Source organism: Streptomyces sp. BBFR25, assembly GCF_044590125.1.
Classification (GTDB): domain Bacteria; phylum Actinomycetota; class Actinomycetes; order Streptomycetales; family Streptomycetaceae; genus Streptomyces; species Streptomyces canus_D.
On record NZ_CP172447.1, the window covers coordinates 3823921 to 3847843 of the forward strand.

Annotated in this window: 20 protein-coding genes; 11 read left to right on the forward strand and 9 right to left on the reverse strand. The window is 74.2% G+C overall.

The window, feature by feature from the left end:
* Positions 1–85 precede the first annotated feature (85 nt).
* A complete protein-coding gene (locus ACGH52_RS17250) occupies positions 86–343 on the forward strand; it encodes a DUF2530 domain-containing protein (protein WP_059301125.1) in 258 nt (85 codons plus the stop codon).
* 99 nt (positions 344–442) lie between these two features.
* Positions 443–2851, forward strand: a complete 2409-nt coding sequence (locus tag ACGH52_RS17255; RefSeq protein WP_399940413.1) for an HAD-IC family P-type ATPase — start codon at positions 443–445, stop codon at positions 2849–2851.
* Between the two features lie 4 nt (positions 2852–2855).
* Here the strand turns inward: ACGH52_RS17255 and ACGH52_RS17260 are convergent, their stop codons facing one another.
* From ACGH52_RS17260 to ACGH52_RS17270, 3 genes are all read right to left on the reverse strand, one after another.
* Positions 2856–3614 carry a calcium-binding protein gene (locus ACGH52_RS17260; protein ID WP_076975552.1) on the reverse strand — a complete coding sequence of 253 codons (759 nt, stop codon included), beginning with the start codon at positions 3612–3614 and terminating at the stop codon, positions 2856–2858.
* 172 nt (positions 3615–3786) lie between these two features.
* Positions 3787–6915 carry a sacsin N-terminal ATP-binding-like domain-containing protein gene (locus tag ACGH52_RS17265; protein WP_399940416.1) on the reverse strand — a complete coding sequence of 1043 codons (3129 nt, stop codon included), beginning with the start codon at positions 6913–6915 and terminating at the stop codon, positions 3787–3789.
* Between the two features lie 187 nt (positions 6916–7102).
* Positions 7103–8029 (reverse strand): DUF3027 domain-containing protein, encoded by a 927-nt coding sequence (locus ACGH52_RS17270; protein WP_076975550.1) that lies wholly within the window; start codon positions 8027–8029, stop codon positions 7103–7105.
* 344 nt (positions 8030–8373) lie between these two features.
* Between ACGH52_RS17270 and ACGH52_RS17275 the strand changes: the two genes are divergently transcribed.
* Genes ACGH52_RS17275 through ACGH52_RS17290 form a run of 4 tightly spaced genes read left to right on the forward strand, consistent with a single transcriptional unit; the run spans position 8374 to position 11912 of the window.
* Entirely contained in the window at positions 8374–9765 is a 1392-nt protein-coding gene (locus ACGH52_RS17275; RefSeq protein WP_121702312.1) for an MFS transporter, read from the forward strand.
* 58 nt (positions 9766–9823) lie between these two features.
* Positions 9824–10333 (forward strand): DUF2771 domain-containing protein, encoded by a 510-nt coding sequence (locus ACGH52_RS17280; RefSeq protein WP_193777639.1) that lies wholly within the window; start codon positions 9824–9826, stop codon positions 10331–10333.
* Positions 10334–10360: 27 nt separating this feature from the next.
* Positions 10361–11065, forward strand: a complete 705-nt coding sequence (locus ACGH52_RS17285) for a futalosine hydrolase (RefSeq protein WP_121702313.1) — start codon at positions 10361–10363, stop codon at positions 11063–11065.
* Complete coding sequence (locus ACGH52_RS17290) at positions 11055–11912, forward strand: 1,4-dihydroxy-6-naphthoate synthase (RefSeq protein ID WP_399946780.1); 858 nt, start codon at positions 11055–11057, stop codon at positions 11910–11912. Before ACGH52_RS17285 ends, ACGH52_RS17290 begins: the two co-directional genes overlap by 11 nt.
* A 19-nt stretch (positions 11913–11931) precedes the next feature.
* Here the strand turns inward: ACGH52_RS17290 and ACGH52_RS17295 are convergent, their stop codons facing one another.
* Positions 11932–12315: a cold-shock protein gene (locus tag ACGH52_RS17295; protein WP_003974650.1), complete on the reverse strand. Its 384-nt coding sequence runs from the start codon at positions 12313–12315 to the stop codon at positions 11932–11934.
* A gap of 175 nt (positions 12316–12490) precedes the next feature.
* Between ACGH52_RS17295 and ACGH52_RS17300 the strand changes: the two genes are divergently transcribed.
* Positions 12491–12769: a hypothetical protein gene (locus ACGH52_RS17300; RefSeq protein WP_063124409.1), complete on the forward strand. Its 279-nt coding sequence runs from the start codon at positions 12491–12493 to the stop codon at positions 12767–12769.
* On the opposite strand, the gene ACGH52_RS17305 is transcribed toward ACGH52_RS17300, so the two are convergent.
* Together ACGH52_RS17305 and ACGH52_RS17310 are read right to left on the reverse strand one after the other, a co-directional pair.
* Positions 12718–13380: an HAD family hydrolase gene (locus tag ACGH52_RS17305; protein ID WP_076975547.1), complete on the reverse strand. Its 663-nt coding sequence runs from the start codon at positions 13378–13380 to the stop codon at positions 12718–12720. The genes ACGH52_RS17300 and ACGH52_RS17305 overlap by 52 nt on opposite strands.
* A gap of 338 nt (positions 13381–13718) precedes the next feature.
* A complete protein-coding gene (locus ACGH52_RS17310) occupies positions 13719–14729 on the reverse strand; it encodes a hypothetical protein (RefSeq protein ID WP_121702309.1) in 1011 nt (336 codons plus the stop codon).
* A 151-nt stretch (positions 14730–14880) separates the two neighbouring features.
* On the opposite strand from ACGH52_RS17310, the gene ACGH52_RS17315 reads away from it, so the two are divergent.
* The 3 genes from ACGH52_RS17315 (at position 14881) to ACGH52_RS17325 (ending at position 19807) form a co-directional block, all read left to right on the forward strand.
* Positions 14881–17478, forward strand: coding sequence for a helicase-associated domain-containing protein (locus ACGH52_RS17315; protein ID WP_399940423.1), 2598 nt, complete (start codon positions 14881–14883; stop codon positions 17476–17478).
* Between the two features lie 403 nt (positions 17479–17881).
* Positions 17882–18082 carry a hypothetical protein gene (locus tag ACGH52_RS17320; protein WP_399940426.1) on the forward strand — a complete coding sequence of 67 codons (201 nt, stop codon included), beginning with the start codon at positions 17882–17884 and terminating at the stop codon, positions 18080–18082.
* 78 nt (positions 18083–18160) lie between these two features.
* Positions 18161–19807, forward strand: a complete 1647-nt coding sequence (locus tag ACGH52_RS17325) for a DNA repair helicase XPB (protein ID WP_121700891.1) — start codon at positions 18161–18163, stop codon at positions 19805–19807.
* Between the two features lie 11 nt (positions 19808–19818).
* Here the strand turns inward: ACGH52_RS17325 and ACGH52_RS17330 are convergent, their stop codons facing one another.
* Positions 19819–20004, reverse strand: a complete 186-nt coding sequence (locus ACGH52_RS17330) for a hypothetical protein (RefSeq protein ID WP_030399360.1) — start codon at positions 20002–20004, stop codon at positions 19819–19821.
* 294 nt (positions 20005–20298) lie between these two features.
* Here ACGH52_RS17330 and ACGH52_RS17335 point away from each other — a divergent pair, with 294 nt between their 5' ends.
* Positions 20299–22344 carry a HelD family protein gene (locus ACGH52_RS17335; RefSeq protein WP_399940429.1) on the forward strand — a complete coding sequence of 682 codons (2046 nt, stop codon included), beginning with the start codon at positions 20299–20301 and terminating at the stop codon, positions 22342–22344.
* Between the two features lie 120 nt (positions 22345–22464).
* On the opposite strand, the gene ACGH52_RS17340 is transcribed toward ACGH52_RS17335, so the two are convergent.
* Positions 22465–23154, reverse strand: a complete 690-nt coding sequence (locus ACGH52_RS17340; protein ID WP_399940432.1) for a copper homeostasis protein CutC — start codon at positions 23152–23154, stop codon at positions 22465–22467.
* A gap of 85 nt (positions 23155–23239) precedes the next feature.
* A complete protein-coding gene (locus tag ACGH52_RS17345) occupies positions 23240–23923 on the reverse strand; it encodes a maleylpyruvate isomerase family mycothiol-dependent enzyme (RefSeq protein ID WP_210974017.1) in 684 nt (227 codons plus the stop codon).

A 23923-nucleotide genomic window follows, 5' to 3' on the forward strand; every position in this document is an offset into this window, starting at 1 on the left:
TCGCTATCTCCGCGCGTAGACCCGCGGAATCACTGCGTGGCGCCGCGCCGTCAACCCGTTCGCACGCGCCTCGTAAGCTGTACGCATGACGAAGTGGACACCCACGCACGAGGCGCCGGAGCCCCTGGAGGGCCCCGTGGTCCCGACCATCGTCGGCGGCACCATCCTCTGGTTCGTCCTCTTCCTGGTGCAGCTGCCCTTCTACGGCTGGTTCGACGACCGCGGGCACGCCTGGTGGGTGTGGACCTGCCTGGCCGGCGCCGGCCTCGGCCTGATCGGCATCTGGTACGTCCGGGGGCGCGACGCCGCGATCAAGCGGGACGCCGCCGAGGCCCGGAAGTAGTACCTGGGCAGCACACCGCGCCGGTGCGTCTCGTACCCAGGTCGGATCTTCTCCGCACTCGGTGGGTGAAGCCGTAAAACCGCACGTACCGTCGATTGCATGACGCATCTCGACGCGGACAGACGCGATCCCGCGCACCCCGCGCACGCCGTTGACGCCTCTTCGCCCGCGACCGGACTCACGGCGGCCGGGGTCGCCGAACGGATCGCCCGCGGCCAGGTCAACGACGTGCCGGTGCGCAGCAGCCGCTCACTGGCCGACATCGTCCGCGCCAACGTCTTCACCCGGTTCAACGCGATCATCGGCGTGCTCTGGGTGATCATGCTGTTCGTGGCGCCGATCCAGGACAGCCTGTTCGGCTTCGTGATCCTCGCCAACACCGGCATCGGCATCGTCCAGGAGTGGCGGGCGAAGAAGACCCTGGACTCGCTGGCCCTGATCGGCGAGGTCCGGCCGACGGTGCGCCGGGACGGGCGGCCCGCCGAGATCAGCACGTCCGAGATCGTGCTGGACGACGTCATCGAGATCGGCCCCGGCGACAAGGCCGTCGTCGACGGGGTGTGCGTCGAGGCGGACGGGCTGGAGATCGACGAGTCGCTGCTGACCGGTGAGGCCGACCCGGTGGTCAAGCAGCCCGGCGACCAGGTCATGTCGGGCAGCTTCGTGGTCGCGGGCGGCGGCGCCTTCCGGGCCACCAAGGTGGGGCGCGAGGCGTACGCCGCCCAGCTCGCCGAGGAGGCCTCCCGCTTCACGCTGGTCCAGTCCGAGCTGCGCTCCGGCATCTCCACGATCCTCAAGTACGTCACGTGGATGATGGTCCCGACCGCGATCGGCCTGATCCTCAGCCAGCTGCTCGCCAAGGACAACGAGCTGGACGACTCGATCGCCCGCACCGTCGGCGGCATCGTGCCCATGGTCCCCGAGGGCCTGGTGCTGCTCACCTCCGTCGCCTTCGCGATCGGCGTCATCCGGCTCGGCCGCAAGCAGTGCCTGGTCCAGGAGCTGCCCGCCATCGAGGGGCTGGCCCGGGTCGACACGGTCTGCCTGGACAAGACCGGCACCCTCACCGAGGGCGGCATGGACGTCACCGACCTGCGGCTGCTCGACGGCGCCGACGAGACGTACGTGCGCACGGTGCTCGGATCGCTCGGCGCGTCCGACCCGCGCCCCAACGCCTCCCTCCAGGCGATCATCGACACCTACCCGTCCGACGGGTCCGCCGGGGCCTGGCGGACCACGGGGTCGCTGCCCTTCTCCTCCGCCCGCAAGTACAGCGGCGCCACGTTCGACGAGGGCGACGGCGTCCGCCGTACCTGGCTGCTGGGCGCGCCGGACGTGCTGCTGGCCGAGGACGACCCGGCGCTCGCCGAGACCGGGCGGCTCAACGAGCAGGGCCTGCGGGTGCTGCTGCTGGCCCGCGCGGAGGGGGCCCTGGACGACCCCGGGGTGGCCCGGGGGGTGACGCCCGCCGCCCTGGTCGTGCTGGAGCAGCGGCTGCGCCCGGACGCCGCCGACACCCTGCGCTACTTCGCCGACCAGGACGTGCGCGCCAAGGTCATCTCCGGCGACAACGCGGTGTCGGTCGGCGCGGTCGCCGCCAAGCTGGGGCTGTCCGGGGCCACCGTCGACGCGCGCCGACTGCCCGCCGAACGGGAGGGGATGGCCGAGGCGCTCGACGGGGGCACGGTGTTCGGGCGGGTCACCCCGCAGCAGAAGCGGGACATGGTGGGCGCCCTCCAGTCACGCGGCCACACGGTCGCGATGACCGGCGACGGCGTCAACGACGTCCTCGCGCTCAAGGACGCCGACATCGGCGTGGCGATGGGCTCCGGCTCGGAGGCGACCCGGGCGGTCGCGCAGATCGTGCTGCTCAACAACAGCTTCGCCACGCTGCCGTCGGTGGTGGCCGAGGGCCGCCGGGTGATCGGCAACATCACGCGGGTGGCGACGCTGTTCCTGGTGAAGACCGTGTACTCGGTGCTGCTGGCGATCCTGGTGGTCTGCTCGCAGGTCGAGTATCCGTTCCTGCCCCGCCACCTCACCCTGCTCTCCACCCTCACCATCGGCGTCCCCGCGTTCTTCCTGGCCCTCGCCCCGAACAAGGAACGGGCCAGGCCCCACTTCGTGCGCCGGGTGATGCGGTACGCGATCCCGGGCGGCGTGGTGGCGGGCGCGGCGACCTTCGCGACGTACCTGGTCGCGCGGCAGCACTACGCGGGGCCGGGCGCGCTGGACGCGGAGACGAGCGCGGCGACGCTGACGCTGTTCCTGATCTCGATGTGGGTGCTGGCGATCATCGCCCGGCCCTACACCTGGTGGCGGGTGCTGCTGGTGGCGGCGATGGGGCTGGGCTTCGTGATCGTGCTGGTGGTGCCGTGGCTGCAGGACTTCTTCGCGCTGAAGCTGGTGGGCGTGACGATGCCGTGGGCCGCCGTCGGCATCGCGGCGGCCGCGGCGGCCGTCCTGGAACTCCTGTGGAGGTGGGTCGACCGCCGCTTCCCCGCCTAGCGGGCTACTTGACGTCGACGAAGTCGGAGACCGAGGTGATCGCCCCGGACGCCGAGTTGCCGGCGAAGACGTAGCGGTAGTAGCCGTCCGCGCCGGCCTTGACGGTGGTGCTGAGGTTGCCCGTCGAGCTGCTCTTGACGGTCTTCAGCACGGTGTACGCCTTCGTGCCCTTCTTCAGGTACTGCAGCTGCACCGACTGGCCGGAGTACGCCCCGTACTTGAGGGTCTCCCAGTTGGCGCGGGACAGCTTGCCGGTGACCGTGAGGGTCTTGCCCTTCTTCACCGGCTCCGGCGAGGCGTTGGTCGTCACGGCGCTGCCGCGCTGGAACTTGAAGGACCCGGCCTTGTCCTTCCAGATGTAGTCGCCGTCCTTGGCGTCGATCCAGACGCCGACGTACCAGGTGCCGGCCATCGCGTTGCCGAGGTAGTCCGTCCGGGGGTCGATCTTCACCGAGGCCGTGCAGGTGGAGGTGGTCGCGCTGACCTTCTTGCAGGTCGGCTTGCCCGTCGACTCGTACCCGTACCCCGGGCCCCTCAGGTCGAAGGAGTCGGCGCCCAGGATGCCGGAGTCGTCGGTGGCGGTCACGCTGACCGAGAAGGTCTTGGCGCTGCCGGTGCCGATGGACACCTTGTTGTCGCCGTCCACGACGACCTTGGTGATCCGGGTGTCGCCGCTGCCGCCGTCGGCCTGCGCGGCCGGGACGGCGAGGGCGGTCAGGGCGAGGGCGCCGGTGGCGGCTGCCACCAGGACTCGTGTGCGCATGTGTTCCCCACGTCAGGACAAGGGGCCCCCGGCGGTCGTCACCGCGCCGGGACCCGGAGGGTCGTGAGTCTGCTGACTCGCCTCATAGATCCACGGCGCGGCGCGATGGTTGTACGAGAGGTGAAGGAAATGTGTGCACACCTTCACATCCGGTCGGTCGGGGCGGAGCGGTTCAGTCGAACCAGCGGTCCCGGGCCAGTTCCTCCGTGCGGGACTCGTCCTCCAGCAGCGCCGCCACCTCGAAGCGGCGCGGCCACTGGCCCGCCGCCCAGGCGAGACCGGCCGCCACGCCCTCCAGCGTGGCCGCGTGCGGGACACCGTCGTCCGTCAGCCGCCAGTCGATCTCCACACCGTCGACGACCAGTTCCTCGTGCTCCACGTACGACGCCGGGGTCCGCGCCCCGAGCAGCACCCGCACCGGCTCCGGTACGGCGTGCTCGGCGCCCTCGGAGTCCACACGCCCGGTGACGGACTCGCTCAGCCGCCGCACCTGGAACAGCTCCGCCAGTTCGGCGGCCCGGGCCGGGCGGACCGGCAGCAGCGGCACGCCGGACGTGAAGGGCAGCAGGTCGGGCGAGTCGACCACGACCGCGTCGGCGGCGTCCACCACGCGCACCTCGCCGTCGACCACGGCCCGCACCTCGTCCGGCAGGGTGACCCGGTCCGGGTCGAGGTCGGCCAGCGCCCCGTACAGGGCGTGCAGTTGGGCGGCCGTGACCGGGCGGTCGGGGTCGGCGAGGCGGTCCAGGAGTTCGGCGGCGCCGCCGGGTTCGTCGAGGAGCGCTGCGACCGAGGTGCGCACGCCCAGCGCCCGCAGCACCTGCTCGTCCTCGAAGCCGGTCGCGTCGGCCTCCTCGTACAGGCCCCGCAGCAGCGGGTCGCCGCCCGCCGCGCGCAGACCGGCCGGGCGGCGTCCGCCGAGCACCGGGTGCCCGCGCAGCCACCACGCGGTGTACGGCCGTACGACCTCGTGGGTGCCGTCGGGCAGCAGGACGCGCACGGGCTGGACGAGCGCGTCGCGCAGCGGCGGCCGGGACAGCAGGGCGAGGGCCTCCGGCCAGCGGTCGTCGTCCACGAGGTCGAGGTCGCGCACGGCGACGATCTCGGTGGCGACCGGCGGGACGGGGGTGTCCGGGAAGCGGTCGAGGACGTCCTCGCTCCACACGTCCACGGCGTCGAGCAGTCCCGCGTCGTCGGGCTCGGCGAAGTCACCCTCGCGGGGCTCCAGTTCGTCGGGGTCCAGGACGACGTCGGTGGCGCGGACGAGGGCGAAGGTGACCAGGACACCGCAGGCGGCCAGCGGCTCCGGGCCCCACCTCTCGGCGAGTTCGGCGTCCACGGCGGCGAGTTCGTCCTCGCGCATGACCCGGGCGAACGGGCCGCCGGGGAAGACGAGTTCGCCCGCCGGGGAGAGTTCGCCGTCCTCGTCGGGCAGGGCGAGGGCGCCCAGCCAGGGCTCCTCGCCGGGGTCGAGTCCGGCGTCGCGGACCAGGCCGAGGACGGTGTCGGCCAGTTCCTCGGCGTCGAGGGCGTCCTCCTCCCAGTTGGCGGCGCCCTCGTCGTGCAGGGAGGCGGCGACGGCCGCCCGGACCTGCGGGGTGGTCAGCACGGCGCGCGGGGTGGCCGGGAGCGCGCCGAGCTTCTCCAGGAGCGGGTGCGCGGCGTCCGGGTGGGCGACCTTCAGGCCGAGGCGGGTGAGGACCTCCGGGTCGAGCGAGGCGGCCTCCGGCGAGGGCAGCAGCACCTGCCGCGGCCCGATGGTCGTCCGGCCGTCGGCGAGCGGCACGGGCAGCCCGGACAGCCGGTCGGGGTCGACCCCGGCGAGGCTGTCGTACAGGCTGCGCCACCAGGCGGGCGCCTTCTCCAGGCCCGCCAGCCGGTCGATCGCGTCGGTCAGCGGCACCCGGGCCACGCCCAGCGTGCGCAGTTCGGCGCGGCGTTCGAGACCGGCGGGCAGCAGGGTCGGCAGCACCTCGGCCAGCACCCGCACGGTGTCGGCGCCCGCCCCCTCCACCACCTCGGCGTCGCGCGGCCGCAGAGACTCCGGAAGGTCGTCCTCCGCGTCCCGGCCCCCGGAGGGCAGGGCGGGCGGCAGGAAGGACGTACGCGGCAGCCGGTCGAGGATGGCCTGCCGCAGCGCGCCGTCCAGTTCGCCCCGGCCCAGCGCGCCGGGCACCAGGTCGACGAGTCCGGCGGTGACCGGCCGCCAGTCGGCGAGCAGTCCGGCGTAGGCGTCGGCGGCCCGCTCCGTCAGGAAGTCGGTGAGCCCTCCCGGCGCGGCGTGCCGCCGGGTGGCGTCCAGCGGGAAGGACGCGATGAGCAGGGCGGGCACGCCGAGCGGCTCGTCGCTGGGCGTCGGGGCGTGCACGACGGGGCTGGTGCGGGGGCGTTCGGGGGCGCCGTCGGCGTCCACGGGCACCGCCCAGGTCACGGACCAGTGCGGGCGCAGCCGCTCCTCGACCGGCCGGTCGGCGAGGAGGTCGGGGGTGAGCGGCCCGTGCGCGGCGGCGGTGCGCCACCGGGTGACGCCCTCGCGCGAGTCCTCCACGACGGTCAGGGCGTCCTCGACGCGGCGCGTGAGGGTGCGCACCTCGTCCCCGGCCTCGACCACCACCTCCTCCAGGCCCGGCAGGGCGAGCAGCAGCGCGTCGTCCACCCCGTGCAGGAGCCGTTCGGCGAGGTCGGCGGCGGCCGTGTCGCGCAACGGCAGGATGACGGCCGTGTCGTAGGGGGCGGGGGCGCTGCCCTCGGCGGGGAACGGCAGCCGCAGCAGCGGGACGTGCCCGTCGCGCCGCCGGATCTCGTCGCCCAGGCCGGGGCTGTGCCGGGCGGTGTCGGCGGCCAGGTCGCGGGCCTCGGCGAGCGACCAGCGCACCCCGCCGTGCCGGCCGACGACGGCGGGCTCGTCGGTGACGGCCAGGACGGCGGCGAAGCCGACCCCGAACCGGCCGACCGAGCCTTCCACCGCGTCCCGTTTGGCGGAGGCGCGCAGGGTGGACAGCGACTCGACGCCGGTCGCGTCGAGCGGGGCACCGGTGTTGGCGGCGACCAGGACGCCGTCGCGCAGGGTGAGCCGGAGCCGTCCGGGCACGCCGGACCGCGCGGCGGCGTCGGCGGCGTTCTGCGCGAGTTCGACGACCAGCCGGTCGCGGTAGCCGCCGAGGACGAGGTCCTCCTCCGCGTTGGCGTCCTCACGGAACCGGGCCGGGCTGGTCGCCCAGGCGTCCAGCACCCCGCGCCGCAGCCGCGCCGTCCCGAACGGATCGGCACCCTCGGCGGCAGGCCGTACGAACATGCTCACGGTGACTCTCCTCATCGACGGACCACGAAGGTACCGCCCCCGCCGACCGGCACACTCGCGACGCCGGCCGGCATCACCCAGCCCGTCCGGCGTTTGAGGACGAGGCCGTCAAGGCCGAAGGGGGTCTGGGGGCACAGCCCCCAGGGACCTCAGCCACCACGCACCCGCACCCAGGAACGCCCCCGGACTACGAATGCCCCAACTCCGCCGAGGCCTGATCCTCGGCCACCGGCACCGAACCGGAATCCGCCGCCGGCCGCAACGGAAACGGATCCACCCGCGTCTCGTCGATCACCGGCGGAGCCACCCGCGGCGGCTTCGGCATCACGGCCGCCTCGGAATGCCCCCCGCACCCGTAGGCCAGCGACACGACGTGGCCGTCGGCCGGGGAGAACTCGTTGGCGCAGACCCCGAAGGCCTGCCCGAGCGAGCCGCCGATCCGGGCGAGGAAGCCGCAGCTGACGCAGGAGGCGGGCGCCGCCTGGGCCATCGCGGTCTTCGGGCCGTAGCCCTCCTCCCAGCGGTCGGCGGCGACGTGCAGGCCGTACCGGGACAGCACCCGGGTACGGCGCAGGCCCAGCTCCTCGGCGACCGCCGAGATCGTGCCGCGGGCCGGGACGGCCGACAGCTCGGCGGGCGGCCCGGCGGTCACCTCGGCGTCCTCGGCCTCGACCAGGTCGGCCATCTCGTGGGAGACGGCGGAGTTCGGCGGCGGCTCGTCCTCGCCGGTCCAGCCGGGCTCGAGGCGCAGGTCGTCCGCGTCGGTGGGCAGCAGGTCGCCGGGGCCCATGTCGCCGGGCCGCAGCCGCTCGCTCCACGGCACCCACTCGGGGGCCAGCAGCGCGTCGGGGCCGGGCAGCAGCACCGCCTCGTCCACCGTGACGAGCTTGGCGCGGGAGGCGCGGGCCACCGTCACGGCCCAGCGCCAGCCCCGGTACCCCAGCTCCTTGCAGGCGAAGTAGTGGGTGACGACCCGGTCGCCCTCCGACACCATGCCCTCGTGCTCGCCGACGACGCCGGGTGCGGCGGCCTCCTCGGCTGCGGCGCGGGCGAGGTCGACGGCCTCGGCGCACAGACGGTCAGGGGTGCGGCTTCGCGTTGTCGCTGCGCTCACAGGTATCGCTTCTCTCCATACGCCGTCTCACGAGTGCACCGCTGTGTGCGAGGGGCGGACGGAGCGGACCTGCGGACCGCGTCGACGTCCGCGCCCGATCGCGCTCGGGCGCACCTACGTCATCCATTCTGCGGGACAGCCGTAAGGCGCGCGGCCGAGAACGTTCGCCACGGCGCGCTACGCACGCTACCTGCTCATGTGCCCTGGGCCTACACCGACGGGAGTTTCGGCGGGGTACGACCCGGTGTTCCGGGGTGGTGCGGGCGTCGGAGTCACTCGACTCGATCACCGCCATACGCGCCGTATCCACGCTACAGCCGCCGCTCTCGGGGCACTATGACGGGGTGGCGACCGCACGGACGGAGTTCAAGAGCGGGAGCCGGCGGCGCGGCCCCGGCTCCCGGTTCCGCGCGGTCGGCCGGGTCCTGCGCCTGCCGGTGACCGGTGCCGCGCGCGGCATCCGGCGGGCGACGCACGCGCACGGCGCGGGCGAGTCGGGCCTCGGCAAGCTGATCGAACTGCACGGGGTGAACGGCGCCGGTGACGTGATGATCACCGTCTCGCTGGCGTCCACCGTCTTCTTCTCCGTCCCCACCGACGAGGCGCGCGGGCGGGTCGCGCTGTACCTCGCCATCACCATGGCGCCGTTCACGCTCCTCGCGCCGGTGATCGGCCCGCTCCTGGACCGGCTGCCGCACGGCCGCCGCGCGGCGATGGCCACCGCGATGGGTGCCCGCGCGGTGCTCGCGCTGGTGCTGTCCGGCGCGGTCGTCACCGGCGGCATCGAGCTGTACCCGGCCGCGTTGGGCGTGCTGGTCGCCTCGAAGGCGTACGGGGTGGTCAGGAGCGCGGTGGTGCCGCGGCTGCTGCCGCCCCGGGTCTCCCTGGTGAAGGCGAACTCGCGGGTCACGCTGTGCGGGCTGCTGGCCACCGGTGTGGCCGCGCCGATCGGTGCGGGGCTCCAGCAGCTGGGGCCGCGATGGCCGCTGTACGGCGCCTTCGTGATCTTCGTGGCGGGCACCGTGCTGTCGTTCACGCTGCCGCGGAAGGTGGACTCCGCGCGCGGCGAGGACCGTGCGCTGCTCGCCGCGGACGAGGGGCACCTGCCGGGGCCGCTGCGCAAGCGGGGCAAGCGTCCGGGGCTGCGCACGGTGGGCCCGGCGGTGACGCACGCGCTGGCCGCCAACGCCGCCATCCGCTGTCTGACCGGCTTCCTGATCTTCTTCCTGGCGTTCCTGCTGCGGGTGCACCCGATGACCGGTCAGAGCGCGGCGGTGTCGCTGGGGATCGTGGGCGTGGCGGCCGGTGCGGGCAACGCGCTGGGCACGGCGGTCGGGGCGTGGCTGCGGTCCCGGGCGCCGGAGGTGATCATCGTGACGGTGGTCGCGATCGTGCTGGGCGCGGCGGTCGTCGCCGCGGTGTTCTTCAGCGCCGTCCTGGTGGCGTGCCTGGCGGCGGTCGCCGGGTTCGCACAGGCGCTGGCCAAGCTGTCCCTGGACGCGCTGATCCAGCGGGACGTGCCGGAACTGGTGCGCACGTCGGCGTTCGCGCGCTCGGAGACGCTGCTCCAGGTCTCCTGGGTGCTCGGCGGCGCGGTCGGTATCGTGCTGCCGCTCAACGGCACGCTGGGCCTGACGGTGGGCGCCGCGATCATCGCCGCCGGGTGGCTGACGACCGTACGGGGACTGCTCGACTCGGCCCGGCACGGGGGACGGACTCGGCCGAGGGTGGCGTGACCACGCCACGCCGTACCCAGGTGGGGGGCGGGCCCGGGGCGCCGTATAGCCTTCGACCATGACCACGTTGCCCCGCGGCACCGCCGCTCTCGGACACCGCGTTGTGCGACGCCGCCGCGCCGTCGCCGCCGTAGGCGCCGTGTCCGCCGGACTTCTCCTGCTGTCCGCCTGTGACGAGCCCACCCCGATCGCGACGATCACGGTCGGCAGTGACTCGGTCAGCTCCGAGGCCACCTGCGGCGGAGAGGGCAAGACCCTTTCGGCCGACGAGATCGACAAGTGCCTGCAGGACAAGGACGCGAAGTCCATCACCGTCGACCAGGACGAGACCGTGCGGTTCGGCGTCGACCCGGACGTCGGCGACAAGCACTGGACGATCCTGATGAACGGTCAGCAGCTGGTCGAGGACAGCGACAAGACGTACCGCACCGTGCCGGGCAGCGTGTTCTTCAACGCGCAGTACGGCGCCCAGGGCAACTCGACGAACGTCGCCGTCGCGGCGCGGGACGGCAAGGACGACAGCCAGAACATCACCGGTGTGTGGGTGTTCAAGCTGAAGAAGGACTGACCTCCCACGTCCTCCGTGCACCTCCTCGTGGCCACCGCGGTCCCCGTCGAACGGGACGCGGTGGCTCGGGCGTTCCCGGCGCCGGGCGCCGAGGTGTCCCGTCCCGGGGTCGTCCTGCACCGGCTGCCGGACGGCTGGGACCTGCTGGCCGCCGGGGTCGGCCCGGCCCTCGCCGCCGCCTCCACGGCCGCCGCGCTGACCGCCGCGGCGCTCGACGGCACGCCCTACGACCTGGTCGTCTCGGCCGGTATCGGCGGCGGCTTCGCCCCGGACGCGCCCGTCGGCTCGCTCGTCGTCGCCGACGCGATCACCGCGGCCGACCTGGGCGCCGAGACCGCCGACGGCTTCCTGCCGGTCACCGACCTCGGTTTCGGCACCGTCACCCACCTCCCGCCGGCCCCTCTGGTCCGCGCCGTCGCCGCGGCGACCGGGGCCCGGCCCGGCACCGTCCTGACCGGCTCCACCGTCACCGGCACCGCGGAACGCGCCGCGCTGCTGCGCGCACGCCACCCGGGGGCCCTGGCCGAGGCGATGGAGGGCTTCGGCGTCGCCGAGGCCGCCGCCGCGCACGGCGTGCCGGTGCTGGAACTGCGCGCGGTCTCCAACCCGGTCGGCCCGCGCGACCGTGCCGCCTGGCGCATCGGTGAGGCGCTCGCGGCACTGACGGACGCCTTCGGGAAGCTCTCCCCCGCCCTCACGAGTTGGAACCGACATGACCGACATGACTGCTGAGACCGCCGAGCCCCTGCGGATCGCGTACTCCCCCTGCCCGAACGACACCTTCGTCTTCGACGCCCTGGCCCACGGCCGCGTGCCGGGCGCCCCCGACATCGAAGTGACCTTCGCGGACATCGACATCACCAACGGCATGGCCGAGCGCGGCGAGTTCGACGTGCTGAAGGTGTCGTACGCCGTGCTGCCGTACGTCCTCGACGACTGGGCCCTGCTGCCCTGCGGCGGTGCGCTGGGCCGGGGCTGCGGGCCGCTGGTGCTGACCCGGGGGGCCGACGCCGACCTGCGCGGGCGCACGGTGGCGGTGCCCAGCGAGACGTCCACCGCCTACCTGCTCTTCCGCCTGTGGGCGGCGGACACGGTGCCCGGCGGGGTGGGCGAGATCGTGGTCATGCCCTTCCACGAGATCATGCCGGCCGTGCGGGACGGGAAGGTCGACGCGGGACTGGTGATCCACGAGGCGCGCTTCACGTATCAGAACTACGGGCTGCACAAGCTCGCCGACATGGGTGAGCACTGGGAGCGCACCACCGGGCTGCCGATCCCGCTCGGCGCGATCATCGCGAAGCGTTCGCTGGGCGCGCCGGCGCTGACCCGGCTCGCGGACGCGGTGCGCGCCTCGGTGCGCGCGGCCTGGGACGACCCGGAGGCGTCCCGGCCGTACGTCATGGAGCACGCGCAGGAGATGGACCCGGCCGTCGCCGACCAGCACATCGGGCTGTACGTCAACGAGTTCACCGCCGACCTCGGCGAGGACGGCTACGCGGCGATCCGGGGCCTGCTGACCCGCGCGGCGGCCGAGGGACTCGTACCGGCCCTCGGCCCGGACGCGCTGGCGTTCCCGTAGGACGGCTGGGGCGAGGCGATCAGACGTCGAGCTGGTCCGCGACCGCGCGGAGCAGCCCGGCGATCTTCTTGCCCGCCGTCTTCTCGGGGTAGCGGCCGCGCTCCAGCATCGGCGTGATGTTCTCCAGGAGCGTCGTCAGGTCCTGCACGATGGAGGCCAGCTCGTCCGGCTTCTTGCGCTGCGCGGCCGCGACCGAGGGGGCCGGGTCGAGGAGGGCGAGCGACAGGGCCTGGTCGCCGCGCTGTCCGGCGACGACACCGAACTCGACGCGCTGTCCCGGCTTGAGGCTCTCGACTCCGGCGGGGAGGACCGAGGAATGGACGAAGACGTCACCGCCGTCGTCGCGGGAGAGAAAGCCGAAGCCCTTCTCGCTGTTGAACCACTTGACCTTGCCGGTAGGCACGTCTGTCCTCGTCCTCGTACTCGTCGGGAAAACTGCTCGGAAATATGCTCGGAAACGGCTCTTGATAGCACTTGGGCGGGTCGTCCGGACCCGCCGGTACCCAGGCTAATGGTGATCGGGCGGGTGACAAGACGTCCCCCGGCTGTTCTCCAGGCCTGGGAACTACCCTGGTCGGGTGCGTGAACAAACCCAAACGAATTCCGCCGCGCCCGGCGACCGGCTGATCCGCGCCGGTGCGATCGTCTTCTTCGTCGGCGCCGTGGCCACTCTGGTCACGGTGGCCCCGCTGCTCCTGGGCACGACGCCGTTTCCCACCTACATGTTCGGGCTGAGCATGCTGATGGGAGTGGGCTTCCTGGTCGCCGGTGCCGGGGTGTTCCGGTCGATCGCCGCCGGGCGGCGTCAGGCGCGCGCCGCGTCCGGCCCCGCGGCGTCGCCCTCGCCGTCCCGGTAGGCCGCGAGCCACGCCGGGAACCGGGTGAGGTCGGCGAGGACCACGTCGGCGCCCGCCGCGCGCAGCTCCTCGGCGTCGCACGGTCCGCTGGCCACGGCCACGGAGCGGGCACCGGCGGCGCGGGCTCCGCGTACGTCGCCGACGTGGTCGCCGACGTAGACGTCCGCGTCGTGCTCGCGCAGGGCGACGGCCTTCTGCTCGGCCCACAGGCCGCCGATGACGGCGTCCGGCTCGATGCCGAGGTGCGCCAGGTGCAGCTTGGCGTTCGGCTCGTACTTGGCGGTGACGACGACGGCCCGTCCGCCGGCCTCGCGCACGGCGGCGACGGCCTCGCGGGCGCCGGGCAGCGCGAGCGTCGGCTCTATGGCGTACGCCGGGTACATCTCCCGGTACAGGTCGGCGACGGCCTCGATCTCCTCGGCCGGGAACCAGTTCGCCAGCTCCTCGGCCAGCGGCGGCCCGAGCCGGGTGACGGCCAGGTCGGCGTCGACGTACGTCCCCGTACGCGCGCTCAGTTCGAGGTAGCAGGCACGGATGCCGGGCCGCGAGTCGATCAGCGTCATGTCGAGGTCGAAGCCGACGGTGGGCGCGGGACGGGTCGTGAAAGCCATGGCCCCCATTGTGCCGGGCCCTCGGGCGGGCCGATCAGCCGCTGGGGTGGCCCGGACGGCCGCCTCGCCCCCTGGCTGTAGTCCGCGACCGCGAGGCCGCGCCGGTCGCGGCGGGCTCGTGGTCAGGCGTGGGGGCGGCGGGAGCGCCGGAGGAGGTAGAGGGCGGTGGCCACGGCGGCGGTGCGCAGGACCCAGGGCCAGGTCTCGGTGATCGCGTCGTTCATGTGGCCCCTGACGACCGGATCGCCCCAGCGACCCTCGCAGGCCCCGGACGGCCGCCTCGCCCCCCGGCTGTAGTCCGCGACCGCGAGGCCGCGCCGGTCGCGGCGGGCTCGTGGTCAGGCGTGGGGGCGGCGGGAGCGCCAGAGGAGGTAGAGGGCGGTGGCCACGGCGGCGGTGCGCAGGACCCAGGGCCAGGTCTCGGTGATCGCGTCGTTCATGTGGCCCTCGGCGACCGGATCGCCCCAGCGGCCCTCGGTGCGGCCCCACAGCCAGACGACGCCCGCGGCGGCGACCGTGCCGGGCAGGCCCAGGACGGCCCACTTCGACTGGGCCGGGGTCAGCCGGCGGGAGAGGTAGGCGATCAGCCAGCCCAGGCCGAGCGGGACGAGGCTGCCGAGCACGGCACCGGCGATCAGCAGGGCCGCGGCGAACAGCAGCAGGGGGTTGTTCCAGCCGCCCTCGGGCCACGGGCGGGGCAGGCGGCGGACCTTGCCCCGCCCCGCTGTCCCGGCCCCCGGGTCCTCGGCCTCCACCAGCGCCGCGGCCCCGGGCGCCTTCTCGACGGGGGTGTCGCGCCGCTCCGCCTCGTCCTCCGGCCCCGGCGGACGCCTGAGCAGCTCCGGGATCTCCACGCCGCCGACGAACCCGGGCACGCTGTCGCCGAGGCCCCCACCGGCGAAGGGACCGTCGTCGACGCGCCACCAGTCCGGCCGGCCGTCGCCGACGTCCCCCAGTTCCCGTGCGCTCGCCAGGTGCGGCGGGGAGGCGGCCGCAGGCGCGGCCGGGGGCTCGGGGGCGGTGCGCCGCCGGCCCTTGCGCCGCTCGGTGTCGCGCGGCTCGGTCTCCCGCTGCTCGGGCACGGCGGTGGGCGACGGCGCCGCCTGCTGCCGTACGCCGCTCGTGCCGCCCGCCGCGGTGACGATGTCGTCGGGGTCGCCGATCCGGTCCAGGATGCGGCGGACCGCGGCGGGGCTGTCCACGGTGGTCTTCGCCCGGTGCCGGTCGATCTCGTTGCGCAGCTCCGACACCAGCCGCATCCGGGTGGCCGACGGCAGCTGCCGCTGCTGGGCCACGTCGCCGACGCGGCTCAGATACTCGAAGACGACCTGGTCGCTCTCGATCCCCACGTTCCCCTCCGGGGCGGTGCGTTGCGGTACTCCGACGTACCCCTGTCGTACCCCGTCGGACGACGGTACCGAATCTTCCCCGTCCGGCCGACGGCACCGCACCGACGCACGCGCACCCCCGCCGTCCGGCCCACCCGCTAACGTGGGCCGGATGAGCACCGAGGAGAAGTCCGCGGCCCCCCGGTCCCTCGCGGAAGCGCTCCGCGTCAGGGACGACGTCTCGCTGGCCGCCCTCCTGCGCAGCCGTCCCGACCTCATCACTCCCGTGCCGACCGACCTCACCCAGCTCGCCGCCCGCGCCGGCACCCGCGCCTCCGTGGTGCGGGCGCTGGAGCGGCTGGACCGGTTCACGCTGCAGACGGCCGAGGCGCTGGCCGTGGCGCCGGACCCGGCCACGTACGGCGAGCTGCTCGCCCTGATGGGCGGCGACGAGGAGGACCCGGCCGTCGCCGCCGCGCTGCCCCGGGCCGCCGCCCTGCTGCGCGAACAGGCGCTGGTGTGGGGCGCCGACGACCGGCTGCGGCTGGTGCGCACCGCCCGTGAGCTGCTCGCGCCCTCCCCGCAGCACCCGTCCCCGACCGGGCTCGGCCCCACCGTGCGGGAGGCGACGGCGGGGATGTCCCCGGGCCGCATCCAGGAGATCCTCGGCGCCGTCGGCCTGCCCTCGACCCACGACTCCGTCTCCGCCGTGTCCGCGCTCGGCGCCCTGTTCGCCGACCGGAGACGCATGGCGGCGCTCCTCGCCGAACTGCCCGAGGAGTCCCGGGAGGTGCTGGACCGGCTGGTGTGGGGACCGCCGTACGGCCAGGTCACCCACGACCCCGCCGCGCACCTGCGCGCGCTGCTCGACCGGGGCCTGCTGCTGCCGACCGCGCCCGGCACCGTCGTGCTGCCCCGCGAGGTCGCCCTGCACCTGCGCGCGGGCCGGGCGCACCGCGCGCCCGAGCCGGTGCCGCCGCCGGTGGAGGCGGCCGCCGCACACCGTCCACAGGTTGTGGACGCCACCGCGGCCGGACAGGCCCTGGCGGCGCTGGCGACCGTCGACGAGCTGCTGAAGGAGTGGGACGAGGGGGGACCCACGGTGCTGCGGGCGGGCGGCCTGAGCGTGCGCGACCTGAAGCGGACCGCCGTCGCCCTGGACGTGCCCGAGCCGGTGGCCGCGTTCTGGGTCGAACTGGCCTACGGCGCCGGGCTGATCGCCTCCGACGGCGAAGCCGAGGAGCGGTACGCGGCCACCCCGGCGTACGACGAGTGGCGCGAGCTGCCGCCCGCCGAGCGCTGGGCGCGGCTCGCGGGGACGTGGCTGACGGCCACCCGGACGCCGGGCGTGGTGGGCGGGCGGGACGCGAAGGACCGCACGCTCTCGGCGCTCGGTCCGAACCTGGACCGTTCGGCGGCGCCGGAGGTGCGGCACCGGGTGCTGGCCCTGCTGGCGGGGCTGCCCGAGGGCGCCTCGCCCGTCGAGGAGTCGCTGCTGGCCCGGCTGCGCTGGGAGCGCCCCCTGCGCGGCCCGCAGCGCGAGCAGCGCGACCACCGGGAGCCCGGCAAGGCCCGGGACGATGATCTGCGCAGCCGGATCGCCCGGTGGACGCTGTCCGAGGCCGAGCTGCTGGGCGTCACCGGGCGCGGCGCGCTGGCGGCACCGGGGCGGGCCCTGATCGGCGCGCCCGAGGCCCCCCGTCCGGCGGCGCAGGAGGAGACGGGGGAGCCCGAGGGCCCCGGCGACAAACTCCCCGTCCACCACCACCGCACGCCCCCGGTGGCCGCTCCCCCGACCCCGGCCGAACGGGCCGCGGCCACCGCGACCGCCGCCCGGCTGCTCGCCCCGCTCTTCCCCGAACCGCTGGACCACGTGCTGCTCCAGGCCGACCTGACGGCGGTGGCGCCGGGGCCGCTGGAGCGGGAGCTGGCCGACGTGCTGGGGGTGCTCGCGGACGTGGAGTCCAGGGGCGGGGCGACCGTCTACCGGTTCACGCCGGGTTCGGTGCGCCGTGCGCTGGACGCCGGGCGGAGCGCCGCCGACCTGCACGCGTTCCTCGCCCGGCACTCCCGCACTCCGGTGCCGCAGCCCCTGACGTACCTGATCGACGACGTGGCCCGGCGGCACGGGCGGCTGCGGGTGGGCGCGGCCTCGGCGTACGTGCGCTGCGACGACGACGCGACGCTGGACGAGATCCTCGCCGACAAGCGGGCCGCCGGTCTCGGCCTGCGCCGTCTGGCGCCCACCGTGCTGGCCGCGCAGGCGGACCCGGCTGCGCTGCTCGACGGGCTGCGCGCGATCGGGTTCGCGCCGGCCGCCGAGTCCGCCGCGGGCGACGTGCTGATCGCTCGCGCGGACTCCCACCGCACCCCGCCGCGGGCGGCGCCCGAGCCGGTCCCGGACGGTCCGCCGGCGCCCGACGACACGCTCCTGGCGGCCGCGATCCGCGCCGTGCGCGCCGGTGACCTGGCCTCCACGACCCCGCGCAAGCCGGGCCCCGGGAGCGGGGAGGACGGGGCGCCGGGCGGCACGCTGCCCCGCACGGGCGCCGCCGAGACGCTGGCCACGATGCAGGCGGCGGTCCTGACCGGCGAGGCGCTGTGGATCGGCTACGTGAACGCCGAGGGCGCCGCCAGCCAGCGCGTGATCGCGCCGATCCGGGTCGAGGGCGGTTTCGTCACGGCGTACGACCACACGGCGGACGAGGTGCGCACCTACCCGCTGCACCGGATCACCGGCGTGGCCGAGCTGGCGGACGACGCGGGCTGAACCGGCGTACGACACACGTGTACGACCCCCGTGTACGACTCGCCGCGCACTTTCGGGTGTACGCGGTGGTTCATGCACGCCACGCCGGGTGATTCGCACCTGCGAGGGAGCTTTTTTCATATTCCGCATCGGGTCACGGGCGGTCGGGCAGCCACCGGGTGCCCTGCAAACCAACCGAAAGGAAGAACCCGATGCGTACTGCCGTTCGCCGTGTCGCCACCGTCCTGACCTCCACCGCGGCGCTGCTCGCGGCGTTCGCCGCCGAGGCCGCCGCGATCGGCATCGACCTCGGTGGTGGCGTCACCCTCTGACCGTCCGCCTTCCGCATCCCTCTGGCGGGCCGGACCCCAGCCCTTCCGGGTCCGGCCCGCCGTCCCCGCCCGAGCCCCTCGAAAGGCCCCCCATGCCCGGCAAGATCGCCGCCCCCGCCACCGCTCCCACCACCACCCCGGACCGTTCCACCGCCCGTTCCACCGCCCGTTCCGCCGTCGCCGTCTCCGTCGCCGCCCTGATCACCGCCGCGGCGCTGTTCGGGGCCCTCGCTCCCAAGGCCGCCGCGGTGGAGGGCCCGCTCATCAACAACATCAGCATCGCTCTCGGGTAGGCCCGCCCCGGCGATCAGGCACACTGGACGTTTGGCCGAGCCGTCGTCCGGCCGTACGCACGCGAAAGGGTGCCGCCCGTGAATGGTCCGCTGATCGTCCAGTCCGACAAGACCCTGCTCCTCGAAGTCGACCACGAGCAGGCCGCCGACTGCCGTCGGGCCATCGCGCCCTTCGCCGAACTGGAGCGGGCGCCGGAGCACATCCACACCTACCGGGTGACCCCGCTGGGCCTGTGGAACGCGCGGGCGGCGGGCCACGACGCCGAGCAGGTCGTGGACGCGCTCGTCGAGTACAGCCGCTACCCGGTGCCGCACGCGCTGCTCGTCGACATCGCCGAGACGATGGACCGCTACGGCCGGCTCACCCTCTCCAAGCACCCGGCGCACGGCCTGGTCCTGACGACCACCGACCGGCCGGTGCTGGAGGAGGTCCTGAAGTCGAAGCGGATCGCGCCGCTGGTCGGCACCCGCATCGACGCCGACACGGTGGCCGTGCACCCCTCCGAGCGCGGCCAGATCAAGCAGACGCTGCTGAAGCTGGGCTGGCCCGCCGAGGACCTCGCCGGGTACGTCGACGGCGAGGCGCACCCGATCGAGCTGGCCGAGGACGGGTGGGCGCTGCGCCCGTACCAGAAGCAGGCGGTGGAGAACTTCTGGCACGGCGGCAGCGGTGTCGTCGTGCTCCCCTGCGGCGCGGGCAAGACGCTGGTCGGGGCGGGCGCGATGGCCCAGGCCAGGTCGACGACGCTGATCCTGGTCACCAACACCGTCTCCGCCCGGCAGTGGAAGCACGAGCTGGTCAAGCGCACCTCGCTGACCGAGGAGGAGATCGGCGAGTACAGCGGTACCCGCAAGGAGATCCGGCCGGTCACCATCGCCACGTACCAGGTGCTGACGACCCGGCGCAAGGGCGTCTACCCGCACCTGGAGCTGTTCGACTCCCGGGACTGGGGCCTGATCGTCTACGACGAGGTGCACCTGCTGCCGGCGCCGGTCTTCAAGTTCACCGCCGACCTCCAGGCCCGGCGGCGGCTGGGCCTGACCGCGACCCTGGTGCGGGAGGACGGCCGCGAGTCGGACGTGTTCTCCCTGATCGGGCCGAAGCGGTTCGACGCGCCGTGGAAGGAGATCGAGGCGCAGGGCTACATCGCGCCCGCCGACTGCGTGGAGGTCCGGGTCAACCTCACCGACTCCGAGCGGCTCGCGTACGCCACCGCCGAGACGGAGGAGAAGTACCGCTTCTGCGCGACGACCGACACCAAGCGGAAGGTGACGGAGGCGATCGTGCGGCGCTTCGCCGGGCAGCAGATCCTCGTCATCGGCCAGTACATCGACCAGCTCGACGAGCTGGGCGAGCACCTGGGCGCGCCGGTCATCAAGGGCGAGACGTCCAACGCCCAGCGGGAGAAGCTCTTCGAGTCCTTCCGGCAGGGCGAGATCAGCGTGCTCGTCGTGTCGAAGGTCGCGAACTTCTCGATCGACCTGCCGGAGGCGACGGTCGCCATCCAGGTGTCGGGCACCTTCGGCTCGCGGCAGGAGGAGGCCCAGCGCCTGGGCCGGGTGCTGCGCCCCAAGGCCGACGGCCACCAGGCGCACTTCTACTCGGTCGTCGCCCGCGACACCCTCGACCAGGACTTCGCCGCCCACCGCCAGCGCTTCCTGGCGGAACAGGGGTATGCCTATCGGATCATGGACGCGGACGAGGTGCTGGCGGACGGAAGCTGAGACCGCCGTCCTCAGTGGCGGCGGACGCCGGCCTCCTCGCCGTACTCGCCGAGGATGACGACGTCGAAGGCGGCGCCCGCGAACACCCTGACGGCGCGCAGGGTGTCACCGAGCCGGTGCCGGTGGCTGCCGGCCACGGGCGTGGCACCGGACGCGCGGCCCGGTGCCGGGGCGGGGGAGATGGTTGCTGCGCTCATGTCTCCATGGTGCGACCGCCCACCCCCGACCGGCATCGGTCTGCGGACCCAACCTCCGTCCTCCTGCGCTACGACCGTGGAGGGAGCGCATCCCCCGGAGCGGATGACGTGATCCCCTAGGGGTAGCGCGCGGGACGGAGAAAAACGGTTGGCCCGTGCCGCACCCGCTCCCCTAGAATCTCCGCTCTTGCCCGCCTCCCCTCACGGAGTGCTCGCCGTCCGGACGGAAACCGGACGGTTCGTCGCGCGCCGACAGCGCGTCCACCACACCGCAGGTCATCCGGAGGCACCCCCTTGTCCACGCCCGTCCACGACGACCCCCTCTCCGCAGAGCGCTCCCACCTGGCCGCGTCCCGATCCGCGCTGCGCGCCATGCGTGAGGACGTCCAGTCCCTGGACATCACCGACGTCACCGCGAACTGGGTCAACGCCGCCGTCCTGGAGGCGCAGATCGAGCAGCGCATCAAGGCGCTCGCCGACCTCAGCGGGACCCCGCTCTTCTTCGGCCGGCTCGACTACCTGCACGCGCCGGGCGCCGAGCAGGCCGAGGGCGGGGAGGGCGAGCGCTTCTACGTCGGGCGCCGGCACGTGCACGACGCGGACGGCGACCCGATGGTGATCGACTGGCGGGCGCCGGTCTCCCAGCCGTTCTACCGGGCGTCGAAGAAGGACCCGCAGGACGTCTCGCTGCGCCGCCGTTTCGGCTACACCGGCGGGGACCTGACCGCGTACGAGGACGAGCACCTGCTCGACCCGGCCGAGGCGGCGACCACCAGCAGGCTGCTCCAGCAGGAGATCGAGCGGCCCCGCGTCGGACCGATGCGGGACATCGTGGCGACGATCCAGCCCGAGCAGGACGAGATCGTGCGCGCCGGGCTGACCGGCTCGGTCTGCGTGCAGGGCGGCCCCGGCACCGGGAAGACCGCCGTCGGCCTGCACCGCGTCGCCTACCTCCTGTACGCGCACCGCGAGCGCCTGGCCCGCACGGGCACGCTGGTCATCGGCCCGAACCGGTCCTTCCTGCACTACATCGAGCAGGTCCTCCCGGCGCTCGGCGAGCTGACGGTCCGCCAGGCCACCGTCGACGACCTGGTGGCCCACGTCGAGGTGCGGGGCGCCGACGAGGCGGCGACGGCGGTGATCAAGGGCGACGCGCGGATGGCCGAGGTGCTGCGCCGGGCCCTCTACTCCCACGTCACCCCGCCCACCGAGGGCGTCGTCGTGGTGCGCGGCTCGCGCCGCTGGCGGGTGCCGGTGTACGAGCTGGAGGAGATCGTCCGGGAGCTGCTCGCCCGCGACATCCGCTACGGCGCCGCGCGCGAGGCGCTGCCGCAGCGGATCGCGCACGCCGTACTGGTGCAGATGGAGCGGGCGGGCGAGGCCCCGGACGACCGGGTGCAGAACGCGGTGGCGCGCAACGCGGCCGTGAAGGCGCTGGTGAAGTCGGTCTGGCCGCAGGTCGACCCGGCCAAGCTGGTCCTGCGCCTCCTCGCCGACGCGGACTTCCTCGCCGAGCACGCCGAGGGGGTCCTCACCGCGGACGAGCAGAAGGCGGTGCTGTGGGCGAAGCCTGCCCGCTCGGTGAGGTCCGCCAAGTGGTCACCGGCCGACGCCGTGCTGATCGACGAGGCGACCGACCTGATCGAGCGCACCCACTCCCTCGGGCACGTGGTCCTCGACGAGGCGCAGGACCTGTCCCCGATGCAGTACCGGGCGGTGGGCCGGCGCTGCACCACCGGTTCGGCGACCGTCCTGGGCGACCTGGCGCAGGGCACCACGCCGTGGGCGACCCGGAGCTGGGCGGAGGCGCTGGGGCACCTGGGCAAGGGCGAGGCGGTGGTCGAGGAGCTGACGGCCGGTTTCCGCGTGCCGACGGACGTCATCGCGTACGCCTCCCGGCTGCTGCCGCACATCGCGCCGGGCCTGACGCCGGTGGCGTCGATCCGCGAGAACCCGGGCTTCTTCGACATCCGTACGGCCCCGGACGGGGCGGCCGACGTGGTGGCGGCCTGCCGTGAGCTGCTGGAGCGGGAGGGCTCGGTCGGCCTCATCGCCGCCGACGCGCGGGTGCCGGAGCTGGCGGCGGCCCTGGCTGCGGCCGGGATCGGCCACGTGGGCCCCGGCGAGGAGACCACCCACGCCACCCGCCTGACTCTGGTCCCGGCCTCGCTGGCCAAGGGCCTGGAGTACGACTACGTGGTCCTGGACGAGCCGCAGGCCGTGGTCGACGGCGAGCCGGACGAACGGACGGGGCTGCGACGGCTGTACGTCTGCCTGACCCGAGCGGTCTCGGGCCTCATCGTGACGCATGCGGCGGGACTGCCGCCGCAACTGGCCTGACCCCATAGCTGCGGGCAGTCGTGCGCTGAGGTCCGTAGGTGGCGCTGACCGGCGCTGGCCGGGTGCCGCTGCGCCCACCCGTGCCGCCCCAGCGGCACGACTGCCCGCAGCTAGGGGGTCCTACTCCCCCAGCACCCGCCGCCACTGGGAAACCGCCTCCGCCGACACCGGCCCCTCCCACCCGGAGGGCCGCGCCGCGCCGCCGATGTGGAAGCCGTCGATCCCCGCGTCCATGAGCCCCGGCACGTGGTCGAGGCGCAGGCCGCCGCCGACCAGCAGCTGCTGCTCGTACCCCGGCTCCCCCCGCCGCCGTGCCTCCGCGAGCAGCACGGTCAGGCCGTCGTCCACTCCGCCGGCCGCCCCGGCCGTCAGATACGTGTCCAGGCCAGGGAAGTCCGCGAGCTGCTTGCGCAGCGCGTCCCGGTTCGCGGCGCGGTCGATCGCGCGGTGGAAGGTCCACCGGCACCCGTCCAGCACCTCGGCGATCCGCTCCACCGCGCCGAGGTCGACGTCGCCCTCCGCGTCGAGGAATCCCAGCACGAACTGCGCGGCCCCGGTCTCCCGCAGCTCACCGGCGAGGCGGGTCAGCCGCTCGACGTCACCGGCGGCGAACCCGTCCGCGAGCCGCAGCATCACCCGTACGTCGATGTCGACGGCGGCGCGGATCGCGGCGACGGTCGCGGCCGACGGAGTGAGTCCGTCGGCCGCCATGTCGGTGACCAGTTCGAGGCGATCCGCGCCTCCGGCCTGGGCGGCGACCGCGTCCTCGACGTCGAGGGCGATCACCTCCAGGACTGCACGCTTGCTCATGGGACCCCATTCGTCGGCCTGCTACAGGTCTAGTCCAATCCAAGACTACGCGCCCCGCGGCAGGCCCGGGTCCCCGCGTCGCCGCTCAGTCGCCGAAGATGTTCAGCTCTGCCGCCTCCACCCCGGCCAGCTCGTACGCCGCCGCTCCGTCCAGGGGACGGCCCGCGTAGAGCCGCAGGAGGGTGGGGCCGTCGCCGATGAACCGGCCGGGCGGCCGCGCACCGCTCGCCTCGCCCAGCTTCAGGGGCTCGTCGAGGTCGTCCAGGTCGGCGTGGAGCGGCACGTGACCGCGCGCCCGGGTGATCGTGCCGAGCAGCGTGAGCGCCTCGGGGAGCCCGCGCCCCGCGTACGCCCCCGGCTCGCCGAAGGTCACCCGTACGTCACCGGCGTGCACCCACTCGCCCAGCGCCACCGCGTCCAGCCTGCCGTCCGACCGCGCGATCACCGGTCCGGCCTCGGTCATGCCGCGTTCCAGTTCGTCGATGACCCGGGCGTTGCCCCAGTCGGCGCGTTCGGCGATGTCGCGGTCGTTGCACTCGGGTGAGAAGACGCCCTCCTCGAAGCGTTTCTCCACCACCCGGATCAGTGCGCTGGAGCAGTGCGCCAGCACGTGGCGCACGGTCCAGCCCGGACACGCGGCCACCGGCAGCGCGAAGTCGGCGTCCGGGCGGGAGCGCAGCAGCGGCACCAGTTCGTCGCGTTCGAGGGTCAGCAGCCGGCCGGGCAGCTCGGGGTCGCGTACGTCGTGCAGGTCTGCGGGAGTCGTCAT